Genomic DNA, 21,678 nt, shown 5'->3' with positions numbered 1-21,678 from the left:
TTGGTCATCAAGGAGAAGGGTGAGGAGAGATACGTCGGGGTGGGCAGGCCAGCGGCCTGCCCACCCCGGTTGGGGTCGAGTGCTACTCCGTCAGGCTTGAGCCGGCGCCCAGCCCCGCTACGGTCGCAACCGTGCTGGAGTCCAGCGCGCCCTGGTAGACGCGCGCCTCGTCCAGTGCTCCGGAGAAGTACTCACCGCCGGTGGCACCGGCGAGGTTGCGTCCGATCTGCACGCTCGTCTTGGAGAAGTCCCACGTATTGCGCCAAGCGGTCTGCGCCCCCGCGAACTGGCCGTTCACGTACAGCCGTGCCTCTCCGAACAGGGCGTCGTAGACCAGCGCGAGATGGTCGCCGTCGCCGCTGTCGGCAGGGAGCGCGGCGGTGTCGCTGACCGTGGTGGCCACCGCCCCCGCGGCATCCTTGTCGGTCACGGCGAGCTGCCAGCGGTCAGCCGTCTTGGAATAGCGAACCACGACGGCGGTTCTGGTCGTACTGGGCAAAGACAGTACGGTCTGGTCCTTCGTCGCGGTGGGCGACGCCAGCCTCGCGCGCGCCGTGAGCGTGAAGCTTCCCTCCGCAGGCAGCAGCCCGCTGCCGCGCGAGGCGTAGTCGGTGCTGCCGTTCAGTGCCAGATGCCCGTCTCCCCACAGCGGCTCGGCGACCGGCGGGCACTCCGGATCGACGTTCGGGTCGCACGACTCGTCCGGCTGGTAAATGGAACTACTACCGGCCAGGCCAAGAGCGGTTCCTCCGGCAACTTCCGGTGTGCTGCCCGCCACGGCATCGTCCAGAGGCCAGTAGGCGAGCTGGTGCGGCGGGATTCCGCCGACGAAGCGGCCCTCGCTTTCGGTGATAACCCGGTCGTATACCTCCACATCGGCGATCTGCCCCTTGAAGGGGTAGCGGTAGTCGTCCAGGGCCAGGGCGCGCCCGATCTGCAGAGCGCCGCCGGCGTTCCACGCCGTACCGCGGGCCACAATGTCGTTCTTGATGAGGTAGCCGTTGACGTACATCCTCATCTGACCGTGCTCGGCGTCATAGACACCGATGAGATGCGTGGGGATGTTCTTCTGGGCCTTCGCGCCCGCCACCTTCCACGAACCCAACGACTCGATTTCACTCGCGGGCGCCCGGAAGGACCACATACGCGATTCGCCGTCGTAGCCAAGAGTGAAGCCAGGTTCGGCGGTACCGTCCTGGCTGACCACCGCCATCGGAGTATCGGGTAGCTCCGAGAGGGACACCCACGCCGAGACAGAAAAGGACTTCGACGTGTCGACGGCAGGCTTACCCGCGTCCAGGTACGCGTCCTTGGTCCCGTCCAGCAAGACGGACGTCTCGTTGGCCCGTCCCGGGACCGGCACGCCGAACCTCACACCGGATCCGGCGCGTGCCGCCGGTGCACCGGCCGAGCCCGCCGCCTGGGCAGATCCTGCGGGGTCGCCCAGTGACCAGGCCGCCTTGGGCGCGCGTCCGTCATTCACCAGGAAGGTGTGCCCCACCGCTGTCTCCTGGGTGTGCCCGGCCCCATCGACGGCTTTGGCCTCAAGAGTGAAGGGGCCTTCGCGGTCGGGCATGAAACGAATGGTCGCCGGGCCGCCCGTCGACTGCGCCGGTACCGTCTTCCAACCGGGCTGGCCGGTGAACCGGTAGCGATATTGGGTCACATCGGTGGATGGGGAGTCCATGACGAAACTGCCGTAGTCCCCCACACCGTCGTGCCACACATCGTCGTCCGGATAGCCGCTTGAGGTGACGACGGGTGCTTTGGGCTTGGTCGAGTCGTAGATGAACTGACAGCGCGTGGCCGCGTCACCGGCGCTGCTCCACGGACCGGCCGAGGCGTCGTCCAGCCCCTGGACTTCCCAGCCGATGACTGCGTTCTGCGGGATCGAGAAGGCGCCCACGCCGTCGCCCGGTACGTCGCTGCCCACCTTGTAGGAGAAGGTCGCATAGCCCACGTCGTCGTTGCGGGGCACGTTGTGGGTCTGTTTCGCTTCGGCGACCGGCAAGTAGGTCTTCGTCGTGCCACCGGATGTCCAGTAGATCTTGAATTTGGCGCGCAGCTTCTCCGTGTTGCCGCCGGCGTCGTTGTGGTCGGGGTCGCGGATGACGGCCCTCAGCGTGGGGACCTGGTCGGCATAGTGCTCATCGGCCGCGCCGTATTCACAGGAGCCGCCATAGTTCATCGACAGCTCGGACATCTTGGGCTGGTACGGGGCGCGGTTGTACTTCACCTCCAGGTGCGCATTGCCGCAAAAACGCTTCCAGTAGGCGTAGTTGTCCTCGGAGCCGGCCTTGAGGCGGAACGTGGTGGTGTCCCAACCGCTGTCTGCCGCCTTTTGTACCGTGCTCTTGACGTTGAACCGCACGTTCTGGTTGGTCGACGTACACGAACCGGCGGGGTTCGTCGGCGACTGCGAGGCGATGGTCTCCTTCAAGGAGGGCTGGTTGCTCCAGTTGGTGCCGGAGCTGATGGCGCTGCCACTGGTGCTGTTGACTCGGCCCAGCTCGACGGATTTGCCGGACGTGTCGTAGGTGTGCACCATCGTGACGGCGAACTCGGCCTCAAGGATGGTCTTGCCCTCGTACGAGCCGGTCGGGATCGCGAAGAAATGCCGCTTCCTGTCGTCGGTGCTCGCGCACTGGTAGGAGACATCCGAGGGGCAGCGCCCCAGCCCCTCGTGCTCGGAGAACTTCCAGAACTCCGCACTCGGGTAGTGCGAGGAGATCATCGTCCAGCCCGTGCGGGTCGACGTCTTGGTCACCGGGTCGATATAGACCGGGTAGACAGTGTCGGCGCTCTTGAGCAGCGAGGAGTCAGGGGTGAGCACCATGGTGTCGGAGCTCATGGCCAGTCCGACGTCGGCTACCTGCGCTCCTTCCGCCGGGCCGCCCTGTGGGTCGGCCGTGTCGGAGAGAGCTGCGGAAGGCGAGTCAGTCTTTGCGGTGACGAGCGAGGCCCTCTTTGCTGACGGCGCGTGGGGTGTGGGCCGTGTTGGCGGCGCCTGCGGCGCCGTGGCCGGGGAAGTGTCGTGACTGGAGTCCCACATCATGGGCTGCGGCGCCTCGAAGACCTCACCGCCCGTATTCGTGTCCTCAGCGACCAGGCCGCCGTCTTCTCTCTTGTTGAGCTCCACACCCTGTGTTTCGACCGGCAGCTCGATGCTTGCCAGTTCAGGATTGGCCGCAGCCTCGGCGGATTTCACCACGAGCAGGTGCGAGAAGCCGTCGTTCTCGGCTCGCACTACGAGGTCCACTTCAGGCAAGACGTTGGCGTAGGTCGCGGTGCTGCCCTCAACCGTGGGGACCGGGAGTTTGTGCGGCCAGGCGAGAGATATCGTCTTGCCTGCCCTCTCGATGGTGGCGAAGATTTTGCTCCCGCCGCCTGAGAAGGCCATGCCGGTGGTGGCAGCGACGGGCGCGTAGCTCCCGTTGATCTGCTTGGCCAGCGTCGTGTCCAGGTCGGCCCACTTGCCGTTCTTGCGGGTGCGGACCGGCTGGACGTACTCCTTGGCGGTGAAGGTTCCATCAGGGTTGGCGAACGTTTCTGTCCGCTCATCCCGGAGAGCCAATACCTCCACCGGAGCGCCGGACTTGGCTGCTGCGTTTTGCGCTGCCTGCTCGCCTTGCGCGCTCTTCGTGGTGGTGGGGGCCGCAGCCGCCGCGTCCGGCACGATGCCCGAGGCTCCGGATGGAAGACCGACCAGCGCGGCGGTCAGCCCAGCCATCAGTACGCCGGTCACTGCTATGGACCGATGTCTTCGTCGTCGGTCCGTGGTGATGTTCATTGCCCCACCCTCGAAGTTTCGTCCTGTACGGCTCACTGGATTACCGAGCCGAAGGCCTGACCGTCATCCGGTATGCCGTCCGCGCCGGGCTTGAGGGTCTTGACCGCAGCGGTGCCGCCGCCGACCGTCGACCACGGCACCACGTGGACGCCACCCTTGGCCTCGCCCGTGGACTTGCTGTACGGCACACCCACGTACAAGTGGGTGGACGAGGCAGACAGGCCCATACCGGTGAAGTCACGGACACCTGCGCTGCCAGGAAGGATGCCGCTGCCGCGGGTCAGGAGTTTGTCACCCGTCCCAGGCGCACCAAGCGCGGGAAATACATGCACGGCGCCAGCCTCCGTCACACCGGTGGCGTCGTGGCCAGGCACCGAGACTGCGAGCTTCAAGTTCGCGGCAGAACCCACGGCGCCGGGACTCGTGTTCGCGAGCGCTACGCGCTGGCCGAGGAAATCTCCGGCCTTCGCTACGCCCTCGACATCTGCTGTGCTGTGCATGAATTCGTTGACTTTGGTGTAGGTGCCAGAGGACGGTATCTGAAGGATCTGTACCGTGCCCGCATCCGCGATGGCACCAACGTCCTCGTTCGGCGTGCCCACGGCCAGCAGCGCGTCGCTCTCCGCAGACGCCCCCGAAGGCCGGTAGGGCAGCAGGGCGATCGCTGTGCCGAAGCCGTCACCATGTTCGGCGACACCGCCGACTCCGGCCGCGTCCTGGTCAAGGCCTGCCAGCACCGTGGGCACACCATCCGCGAGAGTGTGGTTGAAAACGCCCACTCCGCCCGCGAAGGTGTTGTCGCCGATCGCCTCGCCCGGTACCCCTACGGCGAAGTAGCGCGGCGTCGCCGCCAGGGCGTAACCGAACCGGTCGTGGGACTCGGCTACGCCCGGGACGCCCGAACTGTTCTGGGTGACCGTGGTCTTGGCCGTTCCCTGTGCGTAATGGATGCCGCCAGCATCGGTCACATCACCAACGTTCTCTCCGGGTACGCCTATCGCGAGGAACGGCTTGCCGGATGACGTCTTGCCGGCCGCCAGCGCGTAACCGAACCAGTCGTAGGCCTCGTTGACCGTGCTCGCGTCGAACTGTTCTTGGGAGTATCCACGGACGGTGGACCCTGCGCCGATGCCGTTGACTGTGCCGTGGATGACATACACGGCACCGGCGTCGTCCAGAACAACGCCATCTTTCGAGACATCCTCATACGGCGCCCCAACGACCAGGTCGGTGCATCCGTCGGCGTCTGCGTCATACGTAGCCATCGAGAAACCAAAATGATCACCGGCCTCGGCGACAGCGCCCATGCCCGGAGTCGCCTGCGAGATTTCCGTAACACCCTTGGCCCCGCCCAGGACCACCCGCACCAGGCCGGCTCGCTCAGCACCGTTCACAGTGGCGAGCGGATCGGCGACGGCCGTGTCACGAATACCGTCGCCGTTGAAATCGAACTCCGTGCCTGCCGTGCAGGTAGCAGCCGAAGCAGGGGACACCCCGAGCGGTATCACCCCCACGGACACAGCCGCTGCCGACAGCACCGCCACCCCGATCACGCTTGCGCGTATTCGCACAACCCCACCCCAAATATCCATTTTGCGCGCATTTATCAACCCGCGACCGAGTTAAGCGGCGGCTAAGTTATGACCAATATCAACTTCTATGTCAAACCCAACTCCCAAACAGAGCTACAAAACTGACTGAATCACGACGGCCCTACTAAGACACCCATATCGATTGAATCAAGACCACAAACACCTAAAAGCACCCTCGACCCGGGCTATGCCACCACCTGTCCGGCTATAGTTCGTTCGCTCGAACAAGCAGGCGTTCGAGTCCATCCCAACTTCTGCCCGCCCGCCCTCAGTCGGTGCGGCGAGCAGTGGCGCCTGCACAGCTCTACAAGGCAGGCATCAGTGCGGCGCATCCTCATCCCTCTCACGTTTTGCATTGCGTTGGTCGCCGCGCTCCTCATGGTCGACACACCAAGCACTCAGGCCGCCGGGCGCAGCGAAGCCACCTACAAATACGGCTCGCACACCCGTCAACAGCTCGACGCCTACTGGAACCCTTCCAGCACGCCCCAGCCCGGCGTCGTCATCCTGCACGGGGGCTACTGGTACGAAGACGCAAGCTGGGCTACCAAATCGCGCTTCTTCGCCGACGCCGGCTACGCCACCTTCTCCGCCGACTACCGGCTCAACTTCGACGCCCAGTGGCCTGCTCAACGCAACGACGCACTGGCAGCGCTCACATGGATCAGAGACAACGCCGCCAGGTTCAACCTCGACCCCGAGCGGATTGTCGTCCTCGGCTCCTCAGCCGGCGGGCAGATTGCCACCGCCATAGCCACCTACGGATCAGGCGCCACCACCGTTAAGGGAGTCGTCGGCCTCTCCCCCGTCGCCTCTCCATACCGCGCCTGGAACGACGGAAACCACGAGACCAGCACCTTTCAAGAACGCAAGGTTCGCGACAACGCCACCGTCCTGGCCCGCTGTTTCCCCGACCCGGCAGACACCGACACTTCCCTGCACGCCAGTTGCTGGGACACGTGGAAGGACACGGTCGCCAAGAACCGCGCCTCCGGTGCGAACGACGCGCCCATGTACCTGATCCACTCACAAGATGACTTCATACCGGTCATCCACTCCACCGACCTTGAAAAGGCCGAGGAGGTCGACCAGGACATGCCTGCCAGTGGCGTCACCGTCGAGACCGTCCCCGGCGCCGCACACGGCGGCGCCCTCCTCGACGAACCCGGAATGCTGGCCAAAGTGCTGAAGTGGATTGCGGCGCGCGTCGACAACGCCTAGAAGATCACGAGGAGTGTCTGCAGCTCGCGGACGACTCGGTAGAGGCTCAGGCTGACGCCGTCTCTTTGGGGAATCGGTTCAGTCGCTGCAGGGTGCAGAAGGCGTGGGCGACCGAGGCGAGGGTGACGTGGCGGTGCCAGCCTGGCCAGGTTCGGCCCTCGAAGTGGGCCAGGCCCAGGGCCTGTTTTACTCGCGGTAGTCGTTCTCGATGCGCCAGCGGAGCTTTGTGGTGCGCACGAGGACGGGCGACGGGGTGGTTGCGGGCAGGTTGGAGAGCCAGAACTGCACGGGTTCGTCCTGGTCGGCGGGCCATTCGGCCAGCAGCCAGCGGACCGGAAGCCCGGTGGCGGCTGTGGACTTGCGGATCTCACGTCCGGCGGGGCGGATCCGAAGGGCCACGAAGCGCGAGTACATGCGCTTGTGCCCGCTGCGGCCACTGCCCGGCCGTGATCCCTCCCTCCTCTGCACCGGCCGCGCGGAAGATTTGCCGGCCGCGATGACCAGGCTCTTCACCCTCTGGGCCAGCTCGGGGTAGACAGGAATCGGAGGTCTGCCCCGGGCGGGGGAGGCCGGGGTGCACGGCGTTGTGTCCTCGGGCTGGGCGGTGGTCGCGGCCGAGATGCCCAAGACGTAGTCGAGACCGCGTTCTTCCAGAGCGAGCCGGAACGATTCAGTCTGGGCCAAGTCTGCGGACGCGGATCTTCTCCAGAACCGGTTTGAACTGGCAGCAGTCCGTCCGCACCCTGGCCTGGGGTGACGCTCAAGGACAGCGGCCGTCCACGCTCAGGTGACCTTGCTGGCCCCTCCTGTAGGGAGGGGCCCGAGATCGGTCAGGTGAGACGGTGATCAACTGCGGCCCTTGAGGTGACGGGTCACCGTTTTTGTGAAGCTGACACGCTCCACGTGCACGTGGAGCCCTCCGGCAGTCTGTTGGATCTTGGCGTACCAGGGCAGCCCAAAGCGGGTCCAGCGCAGGGTGCTGACCGTGGGCTCGATGGCCAGCGGGATGTTCCACCCCGGAGTGCCGTCCCCGCCCAAACGCAGACTCACGGAGTACATACCGGCAGCCAGGCGCACGAGCGGGAGGTTGATCTCAAAGTGGTTGTCCTTGGGTGCGGTGGCTGGTACCGAGCTGCCGTTGCCCTGTGCGTCGATCAGGCAGGCCTGGAGGTGGCCGGCAGGCAACTGGGCCAGGGAGTGGGTTCCGCCGATGGCCAGGGCGACAGGTCCGTCGGTGGAACTGATCCGGTCGACTCGAATCTTGCCGTCGATGCGGTGCTTGTTCTCTCCCAGGTCGAGGGTCAGGTTGTTGTAGGGGTAGGTGTAGTACAGCGTCGCAGGGGTGACGGAGGCTGAGTCGTCCTCCACGACGTACGTCCTGGGCTTGCTGGGAATTTCCGCAAGACGCTTGTTGCCGAACCGGATCTCTTTGGTCAGACCGTCGTGGTCGATGACGACGAATAGATCCCAGAGTCCGTTGGGCAGTCTGCTGTCCTCATGCGCTTTGGTGAGGTCGACGGTGACGTGGAAACCAGCGTTGCCATAGGTGCACGACTCGCCGTCCTCATCGCTTCCTAGACCTGGGGTGGCAGCGGTGGCCATGGGAAAGCGGTGTTCCGTCTTGCTGTCCCGTTCGCGCAGGAGCAGCGTGGCACTGCTCCGCGGTGTGGCCAGGTGGCGCAGGTAGGCGTGGCCCGCAAGCATGAGACGGCCTTCGTCCAGACGTACGGCGTCCAGGCTGTGACGTGCCTGCAGTTCTCGGGTTACGTCGTAGAAGTCGTCGGGGATGTTGTAGTCCTGGTCGCGGAAGTACGGCAGCTTGGAGAAGGCGCGTCCGCCTTCCACAACGAGTTCGATGCAGGGCTGTTCGGAACGGACGGCCTCGGATCTCTCCAGCTCAATGAGCTCATCCAGCAGGCCGCGGCGGATCAGTTCACAGCGCAGCCGGTTGACCGCGCCGAGCCGCTTCAGGAGCGTGTCAGTGCACACACCCTCGACGAGCTCCTGCAGCTCTCTGAATTGCTTCTCCAACAGCATCCGGTCCGTCTCATGCGGGAAGTGATGCAGCGCATCGGTCATGTCGATGGAGATGTGGCGGTGCATGAGCGTGTCTCGCTCAGGTCCTGGGGCGGTGTGTTCCTCGACCAGGTCCACCATGAGGCGCAGTACCTGGATGCGCTGTCCCGCGCCGCGGGTGGTGGAGGTGATGTTGTTGCCGTCGTCACGGCGGACGATGTAAAGGCACTCGTAGTCGGCGACGACCGAGATGCCGTCGGCGTGCAGGTAGGCCAGTGCGGTGAACTCCTGGTCCTCGCATACCTGATAGCCGGTGGGAAAGCGCAGACTGTGTCTCTCGATGAGTTCGCGGCGGATGAGCTTGAGCGGGTTGAGCGCCCAGTAGACGCGTGAGGAGAAGACGTCGGTACGCGGCTGATTGCGAACGAACATCGAGGCCGGCGCGGAGCGTCCATTGACGCCGACCATCTTGCCCAGCACTACATCGGTGTGGTTCTTTTCAGCTGCGGCGAGCATCCGCTCCAGCGCCTCGGGACCGAGGTAGTCGTCCGCGTCCAGGAAGAACACAAAACGGCCCTGCGCATGGTCCAGGCCGACGTTGCGGGGCTTGGCGGGGCCGCCGGAGTTATCCTGGTGGATCACAGTCAGCAGTTCAGGGTAAAGAGCAGCGAAACGGTTCAATTCGTCGCCCGTAGCGTCGGTCGAGCCATCGTCAACGACGACGACCTGAAGCCGGTCGCGTCCGAGGGACTGCTCGACGACAGACGTCATTGTTTTCGTCAGGTAAGGCATGGCGTTGTATGCCCCGATAATCACAGTGATGTCAGGTATGCCCATGGCCATTTCCTCGATTGGCCGACGCCAAAGGCGGGCCAGGCGGCAGCGTGAGGTTCCCCCGAGATGCGGAGGGCGATGACAGCGGGTCAGATGGTTCTCATGAGAGGAACTCTGACCATGGCCGCTCCGAGGAAATATCCGCTGGAGTTGCGTGAGCGTGCGGTGCGGATGTATCGCACCGCCGAGCCGAAGCCCCAGATCAAGCGCCTGGCCATTGAGCTGGGGGTCCACCCGGAGGCACTGCGCGGCTGGATCCGCCAGGCCGAGGCCGACCGCGGCGAGCGCGACGACCGGCTGACCACCGAGGAGAAGGACGAGCTGGGCCAGCTGCGGCGGGAGGTGAAGGAACTGCGCCGGGCGAACGAGATCCTGCGCACGGCCTCGGCTTTTTTCGCCCAGGAACTCGACACGACCCGGCGCAGGTACTGACGTTCCTCAGCGAACGCAGTGACCTCGGTGTCGAGCCCGTACTCCGGGAACTGCACGTCCCCTCGTCCACCTACTACCGCTGGCGCCGGCAGGAGAAGGAGCCGTGTGAACGCCGCCGCCGTGACGCGGAGTTGACGACCAAGATCGAGGAGATCCATGCCGACTCCGGCGGGATCTACGGCTCGCCCCGCGTGCATGCCGTGCTCAAGCGCGAGGGCGTGGCCATCGGCCGCAAGCGGGTCGAGCGATTGATGCGCGAGGCCGATCTGGCGGGCCTCAGCCCACGCCGCACGGGCAAGGGCTTCACCCGCCGCGACCCGACGGCCACGCTCGCCCCGGACCTGGTGCAGCGGGACTTCACCGCTCCCGTGCCGAACCGGCTGTGGGTCACCGACCTCACCATGATCCCCACGGGTGAGGGACCGCTGTGGCTCTCCGCGATCCGCGACGCCTTCTCCCGCCGGGTGGTGGCCTGGGAGACCTCCGCCCGCGCGGACGCCGACCTGGTCCTGTCCTGCCTCGAGTACGCCCTGGCCAGCCGCGAGCCCGTGCCCGGCACCTTGATCCATCACGCCGACCACGGCTGTCAATACACGTCCATCAAGCTCACAACACGGCTGGTACGTGCGGGTATTGAGGGGTCGATGGGGTCCGTGGGCGACAGCTACGACAACGCCCTCGCGGAGAATCTGTGGATGCTGATCAAGACCGAGTGCGTGCGCGGACGCGTCTTCGTCACCCGGGCCGAGGCCAACCTCGCGCTGTTCGAGTACATCGACGGCTTCTACAACAGCCGACGCATCCAGAAACGCCTCGGCTACCTCAGTCCCATCGAGTTCGAGGAGAAGCACTACGCCAACCAGGCGACGACCGAACAAGCGAACCTGAAACCACGTCAACCCATCCTGACCAGCTGATCAGCACCTCCCGCACACCGGGGGAACCTCAGCGACCCACATTCCGACCGCATCTGAGTATTCGAATTTTACGTGCTCTTGAGGTGGCGTCGACCATCAAGAAAAAACAAACAGCTACATGCACGACAAAGCACTGCACTTCAGAGGCACCTTGATGTGAACCGTTCCGGGTTTGATCGAGGCTCGATCTTTTGGAAGGATCGAGTGCGTTATGGCGAAGCAATATCCGAAGGAGCTCAAGGAGCGGGCCGTGCGTCTGGTCCTGGAGACTCGTGATCAGTACAAGACCGAGTCCGCGGCGATCCGCTCGATCGGAGCGAAGCTCGACATCGGGCCGGAGTCCTTGCGGAACTGGGTGCGGCAGGCAGAAGTCGACGCCGGTGCCCGGACCGGGACCACAACCGAGGAATCCGCCCAGCTCAAGGCCCTGAAGAGGGAGGTCGCCGAGCTGAAGCGGGCGAACGAGATCCTCAAGGCTGCGGCAAGTTTCTTCGCGGCCGAGCTCGACCGGCCACACACACGCTCGTAGCGTTCATCGACGAGCACCGGGACCGCTTCGGCGGAGTCGAGCCGATCTGCAGGACGCTCACCGAGCACGACTGCAGCATCCACCCGTCCACCTACTACGCCCACAAGAAGCGCCCACCGTCGGCCCGTGCCATGCGGGACGCGGAACTGGCACTCCTGATCGTGGAGATCTTCCGGGACAACTACAGCGTCTACGGAGCCCGCAAGATCTGGGCCGAACTGAAACGGCAAGGTCATCAGGTGGCCCGGTGCACCGTCGAGCGCCTGATGAAGGCCGAAGGCATCACGGGAGCGGTGCGCGGGAAGAAGATCGTCACCACCAAGGCGGACAAGGAAGCAGAGCGGGCCCCGGACCGGCTGGGCCGGCAGTTTGTGGCCAGCGCCCCGAACCGGGTCTGGGTCGCAGACTTCACCTACGTGGCCACCTGGTCCGGCACCGTCTACGTCGCCTTCGTCGTCGACACCTTCTCCCGCCGGATCATCGGCTGGTCCGCCGCGACGAACAAGCAGACACCGCTCGTGCTGTCCGCACTCGAAATGGGCCTGTGGCAGCGCGACCGCGCGAACACCCCAGTCATTGCACGGGAGTTGATCCATCACTCTGACGCCGGTTCGCAGTACACCAGCTTCCGTCTCGCCGCTCACCTGGCGTCCGAACAGATCGCGGCCTCCATCGGCACCGTCGGCGACGCCCTCGACAACGCGCTGATGGAATCGACCATCGGGCTGTACAAAACCGAACTCATCAAGCCCCAGCGGCCCTGGAAGGCCCTCAGCGACGTCGAGTTGGCCACCGCCGAATGGGTCGACTGGTACAACCACCGCCGACTCCACGGTGAGATAGGCCACGTCCCGCCAGCCGAATACGAAGCCGTCCACTACCAACATCAGACAAATCTGCAGGTCACAGCCACAATCTAGAGTCTCTACCGAATCCGGAACGGTTCAATGTCGTAACTACAGGGAGTGTCGACAGGCACGCAGAACGGCGAGCCAGACGGCGGGCATGACGTGGATCCAGGCAGCGGCCGCTTCCCAGGCGGGCTGCCGACCGGAGGGGAAACAGCCGGCAAGCACAGGCGGCCTGCCCAAGGCGGCGAGGAGATCGTGGGCGAGGGCAATGTCGCTGGTGGTGCCCGGACTCGGGTGGAGGGTGATCCGACCGGCTGCCGGGTGGTGGGCGGCCAGTGCGGTGTGCGTGTGTATCGCGCCGTCACGGGCGTCCAAGACCAAGACGATGTGCGGTGGCTTCGCACATGTCGACGATCGCGATTTTCAGCTCTGCCGCTGATTTTGTGACGGCAGCAAGATCAGGGACTGTGGAGTACGCGTCTGCGGAGGAGGACGAGGTTGGCCCGGCCGAATCCCATGCGCGTGAAGAGCTTGACGCGTGCCACGTGGCCCTCGACCTGGCCTGAGCTCCAGGAGGTGGAAAACGCCGCGGTCACGGCGTCGATGTCGCGGCGCAGGCCGTTGACCAGCGAGTGCAGGGCGGGCAGGTCATCATCGAGGACCTGGTCCATCCAGGTGGGCAACTGGTCGCTCTGCAGGTTGCGCATCATGGGTGAAGCTGCGGACGTGCCGTGCGCCGGCGTCAAGTGCAGGGCAGACGGCCCGAATCTCTTTGAGCTCGGCCATGTCGGTCTCGGGGAGGTGCTCGGGGTTCGTCATGATCCAGCGGACGACACGGCGGGGCTGCGGTGGCGGCCGCGGGTCGGATGGCGCTCCTGGTGGGTCCTTGAGAAGGGTGCTGTGGGGCTGCTTGAACGGGCGGAAGTAGCGCCGGACGCACTGGACGTCGCCGCTGAAGCCCTGCTCGCGCAGTTCGAGGTGGAGCTGGGGAATGCTGTGGCAGCCCTCGATCCGCCGCTGATGCAGGTAGCGCATGAAATCGTCCAGGAGGATTGCCTGCCCCTCACCTGCGATCACGGGCGCTTACGTTCCTTCACCCACGGAGTGGACCTCTTGAGGAAGGTGGTGCCCGACTGAACCCGTCACGATCCCAGTTGCATGATGGCATGCACAGGACAATACCGTCCGTTCAGGGGCTAGTTGGCGAGAGCTCCTCGCGGGCGGTGCTCACCAGGGTGTGGTGGACCCACCCCGTCAGGCCGGTCTTGTTCATCTTGACCTTCATCCAGTTCACGGTGCGGTCGTATTCGTAGCCGGTGCACTTCGCGCCCCGGTAGACCACGCCCAGGGCGGCGGACTTCGCGTTCGGCTTCGCGCGGACGAGGGCGGAGGAGCCGGTGATGTGGCAGTACGGGTCCCCGCCGCGCACTGTGTGCACGCCGTCCGGGGTCTGGGCGGGGGCGGGGGCTGCGACGGCTGTTCCGGCGGCGAACAGCAGGGCGGCGGCGAGCGTGGCGGCGGCCAGTCGGGCGGCGGTGGATGACATGCGGCACTCCAGAGAGCTGATCAAGGGCGGGTAGTGCCCGGTCCAACGACGCGCACGAACAAACGGGTTGAAGATCCACACCTTGGAGGGAATACCGGCTGCCCGGGTGACAACACCGCCCCGTCACCGGTCACCAGGCCCACCGGGGTGTGGAGCGGCTGCGTCCCGCCGGTCCTGGCGACCGGCGGGACACAGCGGGTGAGGGTGGGGGCAGCGGTTGGGGCCCGGCGGCGGGGCAGTTGCCGGGGAATTGGTGAGGTGGTGGGTGCGCAGGAGGTGGAGTTCGGCGAGGTAGCCCTCGGGGAAGGCGTTGAGGAGGGTCGCGATGGCGTTCTGGTAGGCGGTGGCCTTGCCGTGGGCGACGCGCAGTTGTTCGGTGAGGCGGCTCAGCCGGCGCAGTCCGTCGTTGTCGAGGTTGAGGTTGAGGTTGAGGTCGGGTTCGGTGAGGCGGTGCAGGCCCGTCTGCTGGTTGGCGAGGGCGCTGGTGATATTGGCGACGGCCTGTCGCTAGTGCCGGATCAGGCAACGTTTGCCCTGTCGACGACGGCACGTAGGCGCTGGTCGTCGGCATGGCGGTTTCGCCAGATGATGTAGCGGCGGATCATGCTGCCTTGCTCTTTGTGGTCGGCGTGGTCGGTGCCGTCGAGTGTGAAATAGCGCAGGGCGGTGAACTGGGCCTCGATGCGGTTGAGCCAGGAGCTGTTGGTCGGGGTGTGGGCCATCTCGACGTTGTTGGCTGCGGCCCAGGTTCCGACGCGCTGGCATCTCTTCGTGGTCAGGTGCGGAGAGAAGTTGTCACTGACGATCGCGATGCGGACCTCGGGCGGGTAGAGGCTGCGGAGGTAGCGGCAGAACCCCAGGAACTGCGTTCGTCTCTTGACCGGCTTGATGTGGCCGTAGAGCTTGTCCTTGGCCAGGTCGAGGGCGGCGAACAGGTGTCGCACTCCGCCGTAGCGGTTGTAGGTTGCCCGGCGCCGTCGGCGGGGCTCGCGGTCGGGGTCCTTGTGCTTGCCTCCGCGCTCCGCCCACTGCCGGCCCGGGTGGGGCATCAGGTTGAGGGGGCCGAACTCGTCCATACAGAAGATGACTTCGGGTTCGCCGTCCTCGGCCATGACCTCGCCGTCGGCGATTGCGTAGAGGTGTTCGACGCGGGCCTTCTTGGCCGCGTAGTCCGGATCGCGGGAGGTTTTCCAGGTCTTCAGCCGTTGAAAGGAGACGCCTTCCTCGCGGAGCAGGATGCGCAGGCCCTCGTGGCTGATGTCGTCGACCACCCCCTCGGCAACCAGGAAGTCCGCCAGTTTGGTCAGGCTCCAGGTCGAGAACGGCAGGTCGTGCTCGGTGGGCCTGGATTTGGCGGTCTTCTTGATCTCGCGGCGTTCAGGCAGCGTGAAGGTCTTGGGCCGACCGCCGGAGTACTTCGGATACAGCGAGTCGAAGCCGTCGGTGTTGAAGTTGTGGAGCACGTCTCTGACACGGTCGTCGCTGGTGAACGACACCTCGGCAATCCTTGTCACCGGCATGCCCTGCGCGGACAGCAGCACCATCTGGGCCCGCCGCCAGGTCACCACCGACCCGGTGCCCCTACGGATGATCCGCAGTAGCCGCCACCCCTCGTCGTCGTCGATCTCACGGACCCGCACTCGTATCGCCACCCGGACAGGGTGGCTGCCACGCGCCGCCCGGCACAGCACCCAGACGGCGCGTCACATCACGACAGGGCAAACGTTGCCTGATCCGGCACTAGCGCAATACGCCGGTGAGGACGGGATCGGGGGCGGTGCTGGCGCGGAGGCGGTCGAGGGGCTGGTTCCAGGTTTCGGTGACCAGACGGTCGACGTCGGCGAGGTAGGCGGCGTTGGGCATGGGGCGGTCCCCTTCGGGTGTGTGGTGCGGGGCCGGGGTGGTGGGGGTCATCGGCGTCGGCCGCAGCCGGCGTGGCCGCAGCCGCCACAGAACCCGCCCGCCGTGCACGCGCACCCGCAACTGCCCGCCGCGCGGCGGGCGGCGGCCTGGTATTCCGTGGCCGGGGCGGGTGCGGGGAGGGGGAGGACGGTGGGTCCGGTGCGGGCGGCGGCCGTGTCGAGGAGTCGCAGGCGGGCCACGTGGGGGCGTTGGTCGAGACGATCCAGGAGGATCGGGAGGGCGGGGTCGGTAAGGCCGGAGGGGGTCCATCCGGCGGCCTGCGCGAGGTGGAAGGCGGCCTCGGCCCACAGCAAGCCCGTACCAGAGGGCCGGCCCCAGCCGGAGTTCCGGACTGCGGTGGAGGCTGCTCCGTACAACAGGGTGGCGAAGATGGTGGGCTGTTCGGGCCCGGTGTGCAGTTCCAGGTGGTGTGGCGGGCGGCGGTCAGAGTGGTGTGGACGAGGCCGCGGTAGCGGTGGTCGAGGACGGGCATGCGAGGACTCCTTCGGGTGGGCCGGGGTGCCGAGCGGGCACGGCGCCCCCGGGGCTGTGGGGATCAAGCGTGCGAGGCGGTGGTGGCGCGGCGGTAGGTGTCGAGTACTGCGCCGAGTTGGGTGAGTTGCTGGGCGGTGCGGGCGGTGAGGAGGTCGGCGTGCTGGCCGAAGGTGGCCAGGACGCCCTGCACGTGGGGGTGGCCGTCGTCGAGTGCGCGGTCGAGGCGGGCGCGGGCTTGACGGGAGGCCTGATCGAACTGCTGGTGGAGGCGATCGGCTTCGCGGGCGGTGCTCCACACGAGGTCGGCGAGGAGGGTGACCGGGGTTTGCGGGAACTGGTGACGGCCGGTACGCAGGAGGGCATAGCCGTCGTCACCGAGGGCCTTGCGCAGGACGCTCTCGCCGGGGCCTGCCGTGCGAGCGGCAGGCGGTGTCCTGGGGGTGGGCGGGGTGAGTTTGAGAGTGCCGCGTACGCGGCTGGGCGGGTTCGTCATGATGGGTCCGTTCTGTGCGAGGCGGCGTGGGGCGGGGCGTATTCCGGGCCTGGGTGGGCGGGGTGTCAGAGGTTCTCGCCGTAGCGGCAGGCGGTGGTGTGGCCGGAGTCGCGCCAGAAGGTGTCTGGCAGCCCGGCGGCGCGTGAGACGTCCTCGGGGCGGTACGGGGCGCGGGCGAGGTGGGTGCCGAGGTCGCCGAGGTGGCGGATTTCGGCGAGCGGGACCGGGGCGGCGCATTCGGGGCAGGGGCCGAGGAGTTCGAAGGCCTCGTCGTCGTAGAGCGGGCTCCGCGCGAGGAACACGAATTTCTCGTTCGTGTCGGGGCAGGTGGCGGTGGCCAGGACCGGCTCCCCGGGGGTGGTGCGGCGGCGAAGGCGGTCGGAGGTCGTGGTGATGTGGTCGAGGCCCAGGCCGAGGGCGGCGGACAGCCGGATCGCGGTGCGGGCCTGTTCCTCGCCCCGGTAAGGGCCGTGCGGGCTGACGGCGGCGGTGTGGGTGATGAACACGGCGGCGGCGTGGGCGCGTTCGGCAAGACTCGTCATGACAGATCGGTCCCTTTCGTGTGGTGCGGGGGTGGGGTGCCGCCCCGGGGCGGGGCGGCACCGGGGGTGTGGCTCAGGCGGGGGTGGCGGCGGTGCGGTAGCTGATGATGAGGCGGCGCAGGAAGGTGGCGGTGCGGTCGCGGGCGGCGCAGGCCTCTTCCAGGCGCAGGGCGTGGGTGCGGGCGGAGACGGCGTCGGCGTACGGGCCGTCGGTGTGACGGCGTCCGGCCGTCACCGTGGCCGCCAGGGTGCGGTGGGCCGTCTCGGCGTCCTGGTCGAGGGCGTCGACCTCGTTGATCAGTTCCAGGACCAGGCCGGTCAGCTTGCCCATCCGGTCCCCGCCCCAGAGCCGGGCGGTCGTGAGGTGGGTGTACGGGTCGGGGACGCCCAGGAGTTCGCGGGCCAGGCGGGTGCCGAGGTGGGCGTCGGGAGCGTAGGGGGCGGTGGCGTGTGTCATGGCAGTCCTCGCTTCTTCGAGTGTGGGGTGCTCTGCCCCGGGTGGGGTGGCACGGGGTATGAGGTATGGGCAGGTCAGCGGGGGTGGGGGACGGTGCGGGCTCCGTGGCCGGGAGGGGGCGGGCTGTGGCGGGGTACCGGGGTGGGGTCGGTGAGCGCCCGGCACAGGGCGGTGATCAGGTGGGAGGGGGTGGTGGAGGTGCCCAGGGCGTGCCAGAGGAGGGTGCGTCCGGTGGTGTGGTGGGCGGCGACGACCCAGTGGCGGTCCTCGTCGCCGGGGGTGTTCGGGTCGGCGGGGACGGCGGTGGCGAGGAAGGCGAGTTGGCCGGGGCTGTACCAGACGTGTTCGCCCCGCTCCTCCTGCCAGGTCCATCCGGCCTCGGCCAGCGGGCGGAGGGTCTCGGCGTCGGCGGGTGCCCCGGGCGGCTGGGGGCCCTGCGGGCTGCCGTCCCCCACGGGGTCGGTGAGGGCGGCGGCGAACGCGGCGGTGAGTTCGGGTGGGGTGGTGGGAGCGAACCAGGCCTGCCACAAGGGCTGTTGACCCGGGGCGGTGCGGGCGGCGAACTCCCACCGGATGCGATCACTCACGGGCAGGTGGGCGTACTGCTGCGGGCAAGGCACCTGGCGGGCGGTGCGACGCCCGTCCGGGTGACGCCACAGGGGCAGCCTGCGCCCGGAGTCGAACTCGACGACCGGCTGCCACCCGGCAGTGGCCAGGACATCAGCCACGGTGGGGGTCGCGTGCGGGTCAGGGCCCGCCAGGAAGACGGGGACGATCAGATAAGGCGGTCGGGTGTGGTCGGCCATGCTGAACTCCCTTGGGACTGTCACGGGTTAAGGAGGTTTCAAGGGCGGGGTTGTGCCACCGGCCCGGGCCCCGGCCGGGCGGGTGCGGGCCGGGGGCGGGGACCGCCCCCGGGTGCCGGGGCGGCCGGGCGCGGTCAGGGGCCGGTCGCGGCGCGGGCCAGCGCGGTGGTGGCGGCCTTGCTGATCGCGGCCACCGCCTGGGCGGGGTCGGTCAGTTGCACGAGGGTGGTACCGGGGAAGGGGCGGGGGTCGGGGGCGAAGGCGAGCCACAGCACCGCGCACCCGGCACGCATCAATGCGGTCAGGCGGGGTGCTGCCTGGGCCTTTTCGTGTCCCCGGTAGTAGCCGTCGGAAGCGATGACCAGCAGGCGGCCCGTGCCGGGGCGGGACAGGCCGAGTCCGGCGTCCAGGGCGTCGAGGGTGTCGGCGAGGTTGTGTCCGCGCCCGGTGGCGGCGAACTCGGTGACCTTCGCGGGGGTGCGGCCGGGGGCAGTGATCGCACTCAGGGTCACGCTGTAGGCGATCGTCGCGGAGCGGGAGTCGGGGTCGGTGAGCGCGGTCGCTTTGGCGAGAATCCAGGCGGCCGAGGCCACCGGGCTTGCCGCCGCCCCCATGGACAGCGACACGTCGCAGGCGATCCCGACCCTGAGCGGCGGGGTGGGGTTCGGGCGGTGGGTGGTGCGCACCCAGGGGGTCGCGGTCGGCGTCGCCCCGGCCGCCTGCTGGGCGTCCCTCGCGAGGGCCTGGCGCATGTTCAACCGGCCCGGCGGGGCCGCCGACATGGTCACGGTGGGGGTGCGCTCACGGTAGGCGGCGGCCCGCAGCCCCCGCGCCAACTGCCCCGCCGCCGCCTTCTCCTGCGGGGTGGGCGGGCGGGTGCCGGTCACCGCACACTCCCCCGCCCGGCCCCGTCCGTCCGGGTGCGGGTTAATCCCGCCCGCCCCGGGGGCGAACACCTGCTCCGCCGTGGTGGCCGCTGCCCGTTGCCGAGCCGCCTGCGCCACCTGGGTGCGGGCACGCTCCTCGCGAACGGCCCGGGTGCGGGCCCGGGTGGCGGCGTCATCCGCCTCCTGCACGGCCACCTCGCCGACGATCCGCCCGATCACCTCACCCAGGCCAACCCCCGCACCCGGACTGTCCGGCGGCGGCCCGGCCGGGTCGGCACCCAGGACCTGGCACCAGGCGTCGGCGTGACCGAGCATGGCCTGCTGGTCGGCATCCCCCGTGGTGTGCGCGGCGGCCCAGATGTGGGCGAGGGCGGTCAGGGTGTCGGTGCCAAGGATCGGCAGCAGCTTCTGCTCGAGGACTTCAGTCTCGTCCGCATCCAGGACTCCGGTGTCCCGGCGGGCCAGGATCAGTCCGGCCGCCACCCCGGCCCCCCACCGGTCCCCGCCCAGGGGCTCGGCCAGGTCGCCCATCACCACCCGGTGAATGGCCGCGCGCAGATAGGGGCGGTCCTGCGGGCGGCGGCCCAGGTGCGCGCGCTCGGCACGGGATTCCTCCAGGAGTTCGGCCGCCTGACCTTGGGCGGTGCCCCGCACCGGGGGCGGGGTCTCCCATTTCGAGTGCGCGGCGTGCGCGGCCTCGTGGATCAGGGCGCCGAAGGCCACCGGGTAGCGGTCCTCGTCCCCGGGATGTTCCGGGCGGATGGTGGCCGGGCGCAACCGGCCGAACAGGCCCCGGTCCATTTCGAGTTCGGCACTGGCGGGGAAGAACGCGGCCGGGGCCCCCGACCGGGTCACCTCCTCGCAGGTGACCACCACATCGTTGCGGGCGGCCAGGTCCGGCAGCCGGTCACCCAGGGCGGCACCGATCCGCATCCAGTGCTCGGATACCGGAGTCCGTACGGGGAGGTAGGCGGGGCCGCCGTCGTCCGCCCACCGGGCGAGGTCCAGCTCGGTGGCGGTCAGCGGGGGCGGGGCGTGCGGGGTGTGGGCGGGGGCGTATGCGGGCATGACGGACCAGTCCCTTCACGGGGGCGGGGTGTACGGAATTCGAGGAGGCGGCAGAGGCGGGGGTGGGTGCCGGAGCCGCCCGCGCAGGGGGCAGGCAGGGAACCGGCCGGGCCGTGGCGTACCGGGGTGAACCCGGCTGCGGGGGTGGGGTGTTAGAGCTGGCGGCCGAGGGCCAGGGCCACCACCGGGCGGCCGGTGATCTTGGAGACGAGGTCGGCGACCGTGTCCCGGTCCTCCAGCGGGGCGACGCCGACCAGGTTGGCGAAGGCGGCGTCCATGCCGAGCACGTCGCTGATCTTCTGGAAGGCGATCAACTCGCGGAGCTGCGGGGCCCAGCCGACCTCCCCGGCCTCCTGCGCAGTGGCCAGCCGTCGGGCGATCCGTACCGCCTTCGGCTGGATCTTCAAGGCGGCGGCCAGGTCGTAGTCGGAGCCCACCTGGATCTGCACACTGAACCGCGAAGACAACGCCTCGGTCAGCACCGCCCCGTGCACCCCCGGGTTGTGACCCGCGATCACGTAGAACCCCTCGGCCGCCATGATCGCCTCACCCTTGTGGGCCTTGACCCGGATCTGACACCGCCCGTCCATCGCCGGATACAACGCGGCCAGCACCTTCGGCGAGATCAGGGTCGCGTCGTCCAACAACAGGGCGCGGCCCTCCTGCATGGCGGTGATCAACGGGCCGTAGACGAAGGTGTAGCCGCCGCCGGGGTCCTGGGTGTACTCACCCACCAGGTCCCCGACCGTGGTGTCACCGTCCCCCGCCACCGTGACCAGATCCGGGAACGCGGCCTCGATCAGCGACGTCTTCCCGGTGCCCGGCGGCCCGTACAACAACACGGGCACTCCGGCCTTGCGGAGCTTCCGCAACGCCTCCACATCGGGCAACTCCGCCAGGGCGCGGGGGTGGTAGGCCATCCCGTTGGGGCGGATCACCGGGTCAGGCCGCCCGCCCTGCGCGGCGGGCGGAGCCGTGCGGGCCGGGGGCGGTGCGGAGGTGCCCGGCGAAGGTGGGGCGGGGGTGTGCTGGGCGGCCTGGGCGGTGGTGGGGGTGGCCCGGTACCTGCGCGGACTCGCCCCGATCTGTTCCGCCTCGCCCCGGGTCACCAGGGTTTCGCAGGCGTTGCCGACCGCCCCGCCGGAATGCCCCAGCGCCTTCGCCAGCTCGGTCACCGTGAACGTCATGCGCGTGTCGGCGGCAAGGACCTGGGCGATACGGGCCCGCAGTTCACCCGGCCGTGCCTTCACGCCCCCGCCCGCCGGGGCGGACACAGAGCTCCCCTGCGGCACGGACACGT

20 protein-coding genes and 1 pseudogene are annotated in these 21,678 nt (G+C 68.0%); 5 read left to right on the top strand and 16 right to left on the bottom strand.

Annotation, left to right across the window (positions count from 1 at the left end; all coding sequences use genetic code 11):
- Window positions 1–82: 82 nt before the first annotated feature.
- Both ABCR94_RS17645 and ABCR94_RS17640 read right to left on the bottom strand, forming a co-directional pair.
- Complete coding sequence (locus ABCR94_RS17645) at window positions 83–3,790, bottom strand: LamG-like jellyroll fold domain-containing protein (RefSeq protein ID WP_347120269.1); 3,708 nt, start codon at window positions 3,788–3,790, stop codon at window positions 83–85.
- A 32-nt stretch (window positions 3,791–3,822) separates the two neighbouring features.
- A complete protein-coding gene (locus ABCR94_RS17640; protein ID WP_347120268.1) occupies window positions 3,823–5,334 on the bottom strand; it encodes an integrin alpha in 1,512 nt (503 codons plus the stop codon).
- A gap of 369 nt (window positions 5,335–5,703) precedes the next feature.
- Between ABCR94_RS17640 and ABCR94_RS17635 the strand changes: the two genes are divergently transcribed.
- Window positions 5,704–6,603: an alpha/beta fold hydrolase gene (locus ABCR94_RS17635; protein ID WP_347120267.1), complete on the top strand. Its 900-nt coding sequence runs from the start codon at window positions 5,704–5,706 to the stop codon at window positions 6,601–6,603.
- A gap of 46 nt (window positions 6,604–6,649) precedes the next feature.
- On the opposite strand, the pseudogene ABCR94_RS17630 reads toward ABCR94_RS17635, so the two are convergent.
- Together ABCR94_RS17630 and ABCR94_RS17625 are read right to left on the bottom strand one after the other, a co-directional pair.
- Window positions 6,650–7,299: pseudogene (locus ABCR94_RS17630) on the bottom strand (IS701 family transposase); the annotation flags it as partial.
- A 150-nt stretch (window positions 7,300–7,449) separates the two neighbouring features.
- Window positions 7,450–9,456 carry a glycosyltransferase gene (locus ABCR94_RS17625; RefSeq protein WP_347120266.1) on the bottom strand — a complete coding sequence of 669 codons (2,007 nt, stop codon included), beginning with the start codon at window positions 9,454–9,456 and terminating at the stop codon, window positions 7,450–7,452.
- 99 nt (window positions 9,457–9,555) lie between these two features.
- Here ABCR94_RS17625 and ABCR94_RS17620 point away from each other — a divergent pair, with 99 nt between their 5' ends.
- From ABCR94_RS17620 to ABCR94_RS17610, 3 genes are all read left to right on the top strand, one after another.
- A complete protein-coding gene (locus tag ABCR94_RS17620) occupies window positions 9,556–9,885 on the top strand; it encodes a transposase (RefSeq protein WP_347116874.1) in 330 nt (109 codons plus the stop codon).
- Window positions 9,882–10,802, top strand: coding sequence for an IS3 family transposase (locus ABCR94_RS17615; protein ID WP_347119122.1), 921 nt, complete (start codon window positions 9,882–9,884; stop codon window positions 10,800–10,802). The genes ABCR94_RS17620 and ABCR94_RS17615 overlap by 4 nt, the downstream gene beginning before the upstream one ends.
- A gap of 211 nt (window positions 10,803–11,013) precedes the next feature.
- Window positions 11,014–12,251, top strand: a protein-coding gene (locus tag ABCR94_RS17610; RefSeq protein ID WP_347117015.1) for an IS3 family transposase whose coding sequence is annotated in 2 segments (ribosomal slippage) — window positions 11,014–11,287 and window positions 11,287–12,251 — 1,239 coding nt in all. Because the reading frame shifts where the segments join, the coding sequence is not laid out codon by codon here.
- Between the two features lie 36 nt (window positions 12,252–12,287).
- Here the strand turns inward: ABCR94_RS17610 and ABCR94_RS17605 are convergent.
- On the bottom strand, window positions 12,288–12,557 hold the full coding sequence (locus ABCR94_RS17605) for a hypothetical protein (protein WP_347120265.1): 270 nt from the start codon (window positions 12,555–12,557) through the stop codon (window positions 12,288–12,290).
- Between the two features lie 83 nt (window positions 12,558–12,640).
- Entirely contained in the window at window positions 12,641–12,892 is a 252-nt protein-coding gene (locus ABCR94_RS17600) for a transposase (RefSeq protein ID WP_521977199.1), read from the bottom strand.
- On the opposite strand from ABCR94_RS17600, the gene ABCR94_RS17595 reads away from it, so the two are divergent.
- Window positions 12,891–13,319: a hypothetical protein gene (locus ABCR94_RS17595; RefSeq protein ID WP_347120264.1), complete on the top strand. Its 429-nt coding sequence runs from the start codon at window positions 12,891–12,893 to the stop codon at window positions 13,317–13,319. The genes ABCR94_RS17600 and ABCR94_RS17595 overlap by 2 nt on opposite strands.
- A 52-nt stretch (window positions 13,320–13,371) precedes the next feature.
- Here the strand turns inward: ABCR94_RS17595 and ABCR94_RS17590 are convergent, their stop codons facing one another.
- The 10 genes from ABCR94_RS17590 to ABCR94_RS17545 form a co-directional block, all read right to left on the bottom strand.
- On the bottom strand, window positions 13,372–13,728 hold the full coding sequence (locus tag ABCR94_RS17590) for an SH3 domain-containing protein (RefSeq protein ID WP_347120263.1): 357 nt from the start codon (window positions 13,726–13,728) through the stop codon (window positions 13,372–13,374).
- A 518-nt stretch (window positions 13,729–14,246) separates the two neighbouring features.
- Window positions 14,247–15,380 (bottom strand): IS630 family transposase, encoded by a 1,134-nt coding sequence (locus ABCR94_RS17585; protein ID WP_347120262.1) that lies wholly within the window; start codon window positions 15,378–15,380, stop codon window positions 14,247–14,249.
- A gap of 88 nt (window positions 15,381–15,468) precedes the next feature.
- A complete protein-coding gene (locus ABCR94_RS17580; protein ID WP_347120261.1) occupies window positions 15,469–15,642 on the bottom strand; it encodes a hypothetical protein in 174 nt (57 codons plus the stop codon).
- Window positions 15,639–15,944, bottom strand: coding sequence for a hypothetical protein (locus tag ABCR94_RS17575; protein ID WP_347120260.1), 306 nt, complete (start codon window positions 15,942–15,944; stop codon window positions 15,639–15,641). The genes ABCR94_RS17580 and ABCR94_RS17575 overlap by 4 nt, the downstream gene beginning before the upstream one ends.
- Window positions 15,945–16,186: 242 nt before the next feature.
- Window positions 16,187–16,618 (bottom strand): hypothetical protein, encoded by a 432-nt coding sequence (locus ABCR94_RS17570; protein WP_347120259.1) that lies wholly within the window; start codon window positions 16,616–16,618, stop codon window positions 16,187–16,189.
- 65 nt (window positions 16,619–16,683) lie between these two features.
- Window positions 16,684–17,160, bottom strand: coding sequence for a hypothetical protein (locus ABCR94_RS17565; protein WP_347120258.1), 477 nt, complete (start codon window positions 17,158–17,160; stop codon window positions 16,684–16,686).
- Window positions 17,161–17,233: 73 nt separating this feature from the next.
- A complete protein-coding gene (locus ABCR94_RS17560; RefSeq protein ID WP_347120257.1) occupies window positions 17,234–17,617 on the bottom strand; it encodes a hypothetical protein in 384 nt (127 codons plus the stop codon).
- A 74-nt stretch (window positions 17,618–17,691) separates the two neighbouring features.
- A complete protein-coding gene (locus ABCR94_RS17555) occupies window positions 17,692–18,423 on the bottom strand; it encodes a DUF317 domain-containing protein (RefSeq protein ID WP_347120256.1) in 732 nt (243 codons plus the stop codon).
- Between the two features lie 134 nt (window positions 18,424–18,557).
- Entirely contained in the window at window positions 18,558–20,378 is a 1,821-nt protein-coding gene (locus ABCR94_RS17550; RefSeq protein ID WP_347120255.1) for a hypothetical protein, read from the bottom strand.
- A 152-nt stretch (window positions 20,379–20,530) separates the two neighbouring features.
- Window positions 20,531–21,595, bottom strand: a complete 1,065-nt coding sequence (locus ABCR94_RS17545; RefSeq protein WP_521977315.1) for an AAA family ATPase — start codon at window positions 21,593–21,595, stop codon at window positions 20,531–20,533.
- Between the last annotated feature and the right edge of the window lie 83 nt (window positions 21,596–21,678).

The sequence above is a fragment of the Streptomyces changchenzhani genome, from assembly GCF_039766235.1.
Lineage (GTDB): Bacteria > Actinomycetota > Actinomycetes > Streptomycetales > Streptomycetaceae > Streptomyces.
The sequence above is the reverse complement of the archived record's forward strand: the minus strand, read 5'-3'. Positions and strand labels throughout refer to the sequence as shown.

What these genes read in the sequence shown, in the direction of transcription:
- ABCR94_RS17645 (WP_347120269.1), bottom strand. Translation starts at nt 3,790, where the DNA reads ATGAACATCACCACGGACCGACGACGAAGACATCGGTCCATAGCAGTG.
- ABCR94_RS17625 (WP_347120266.1), bottom strand. Translation starts at nt 9,456, where the DNA reads ATGGGCATACCTGACATCACTGTGATTATCGGGGCATACAACGCCATG.
- ABCR94_RS17620 (WP_347116874.1), top strand. Translation starts at nt 9,556, where the DNA reads ATGAGAGGAACTCTGACCATGGCCGCTCCGAGGAAATATCCGCTGGAG.
- ABCR94_RS17595 (WP_347120264.1), top strand. Translation starts at nt 12,891, where the DNA reads ATGGGTGAAGCTGCGGACGTGCCGTGCGCCGGCGTCAAGTGCAGGGCA.
- ABCR94_RS17600 (WP_521977199.1), bottom strand. Translation starts at nt 12,892, where the DNA reads ATGATGCGCAACCTGCAGAGCGACCAGTTGCCCACCTGGATGGACCAG.
- ABCR94_RS17590 (WP_347120263.1), bottom strand. Translation starts at nt 13,728, where the DNA reads ATGTCATCCACCGCCGCCCGACTGGCCGCCGCCACGCTCGCCGCCGCC.
- ABCR94_RS17580 (WP_347120261.1), bottom strand. Translation starts at nt 15,642, where the DNA reads ATGACCCCCACCACCCCGGCCCCGCACCACACACCCGAAGGGGACCGC.
- ABCR94_RS17570 (WP_347120259.1), bottom strand. Translation starts at nt 16,618, where the DNA reads ATGACGAACCCGCCCAGCCGCGTACGCGGCACTCTCAAACTCACCCCG.
- ABCR94_RS17565 (WP_347120258.1), bottom strand. Translation starts at nt 17,160, where the DNA reads ATGACGAGTCTTGCCGAACGCGCCCACGCCGCCGCCGTGTTCATCACC.
- ABCR94_RS17560 (WP_347120257.1), bottom strand. Translation starts at nt 17,617, where the DNA reads ATGACACACGCCACCGCCCCCTACGCTCCCGACGCCCACCTCGGCACC.
- ABCR94_RS17555 (WP_347120256.1), bottom strand. Translation starts at nt 18,423, where the DNA reads ATGGCCGACCACACCCGACCGCCTTATCTGATCGTCCCCGTCTTCCTG.
- ABCR94_RS17550 (WP_347120255.1), bottom strand. Translation starts at nt 20,378, where the DNA reads ATGCCCGCATACGCCCCCGCCCACACCCCGCACGCCCCGCCCCCGCTG.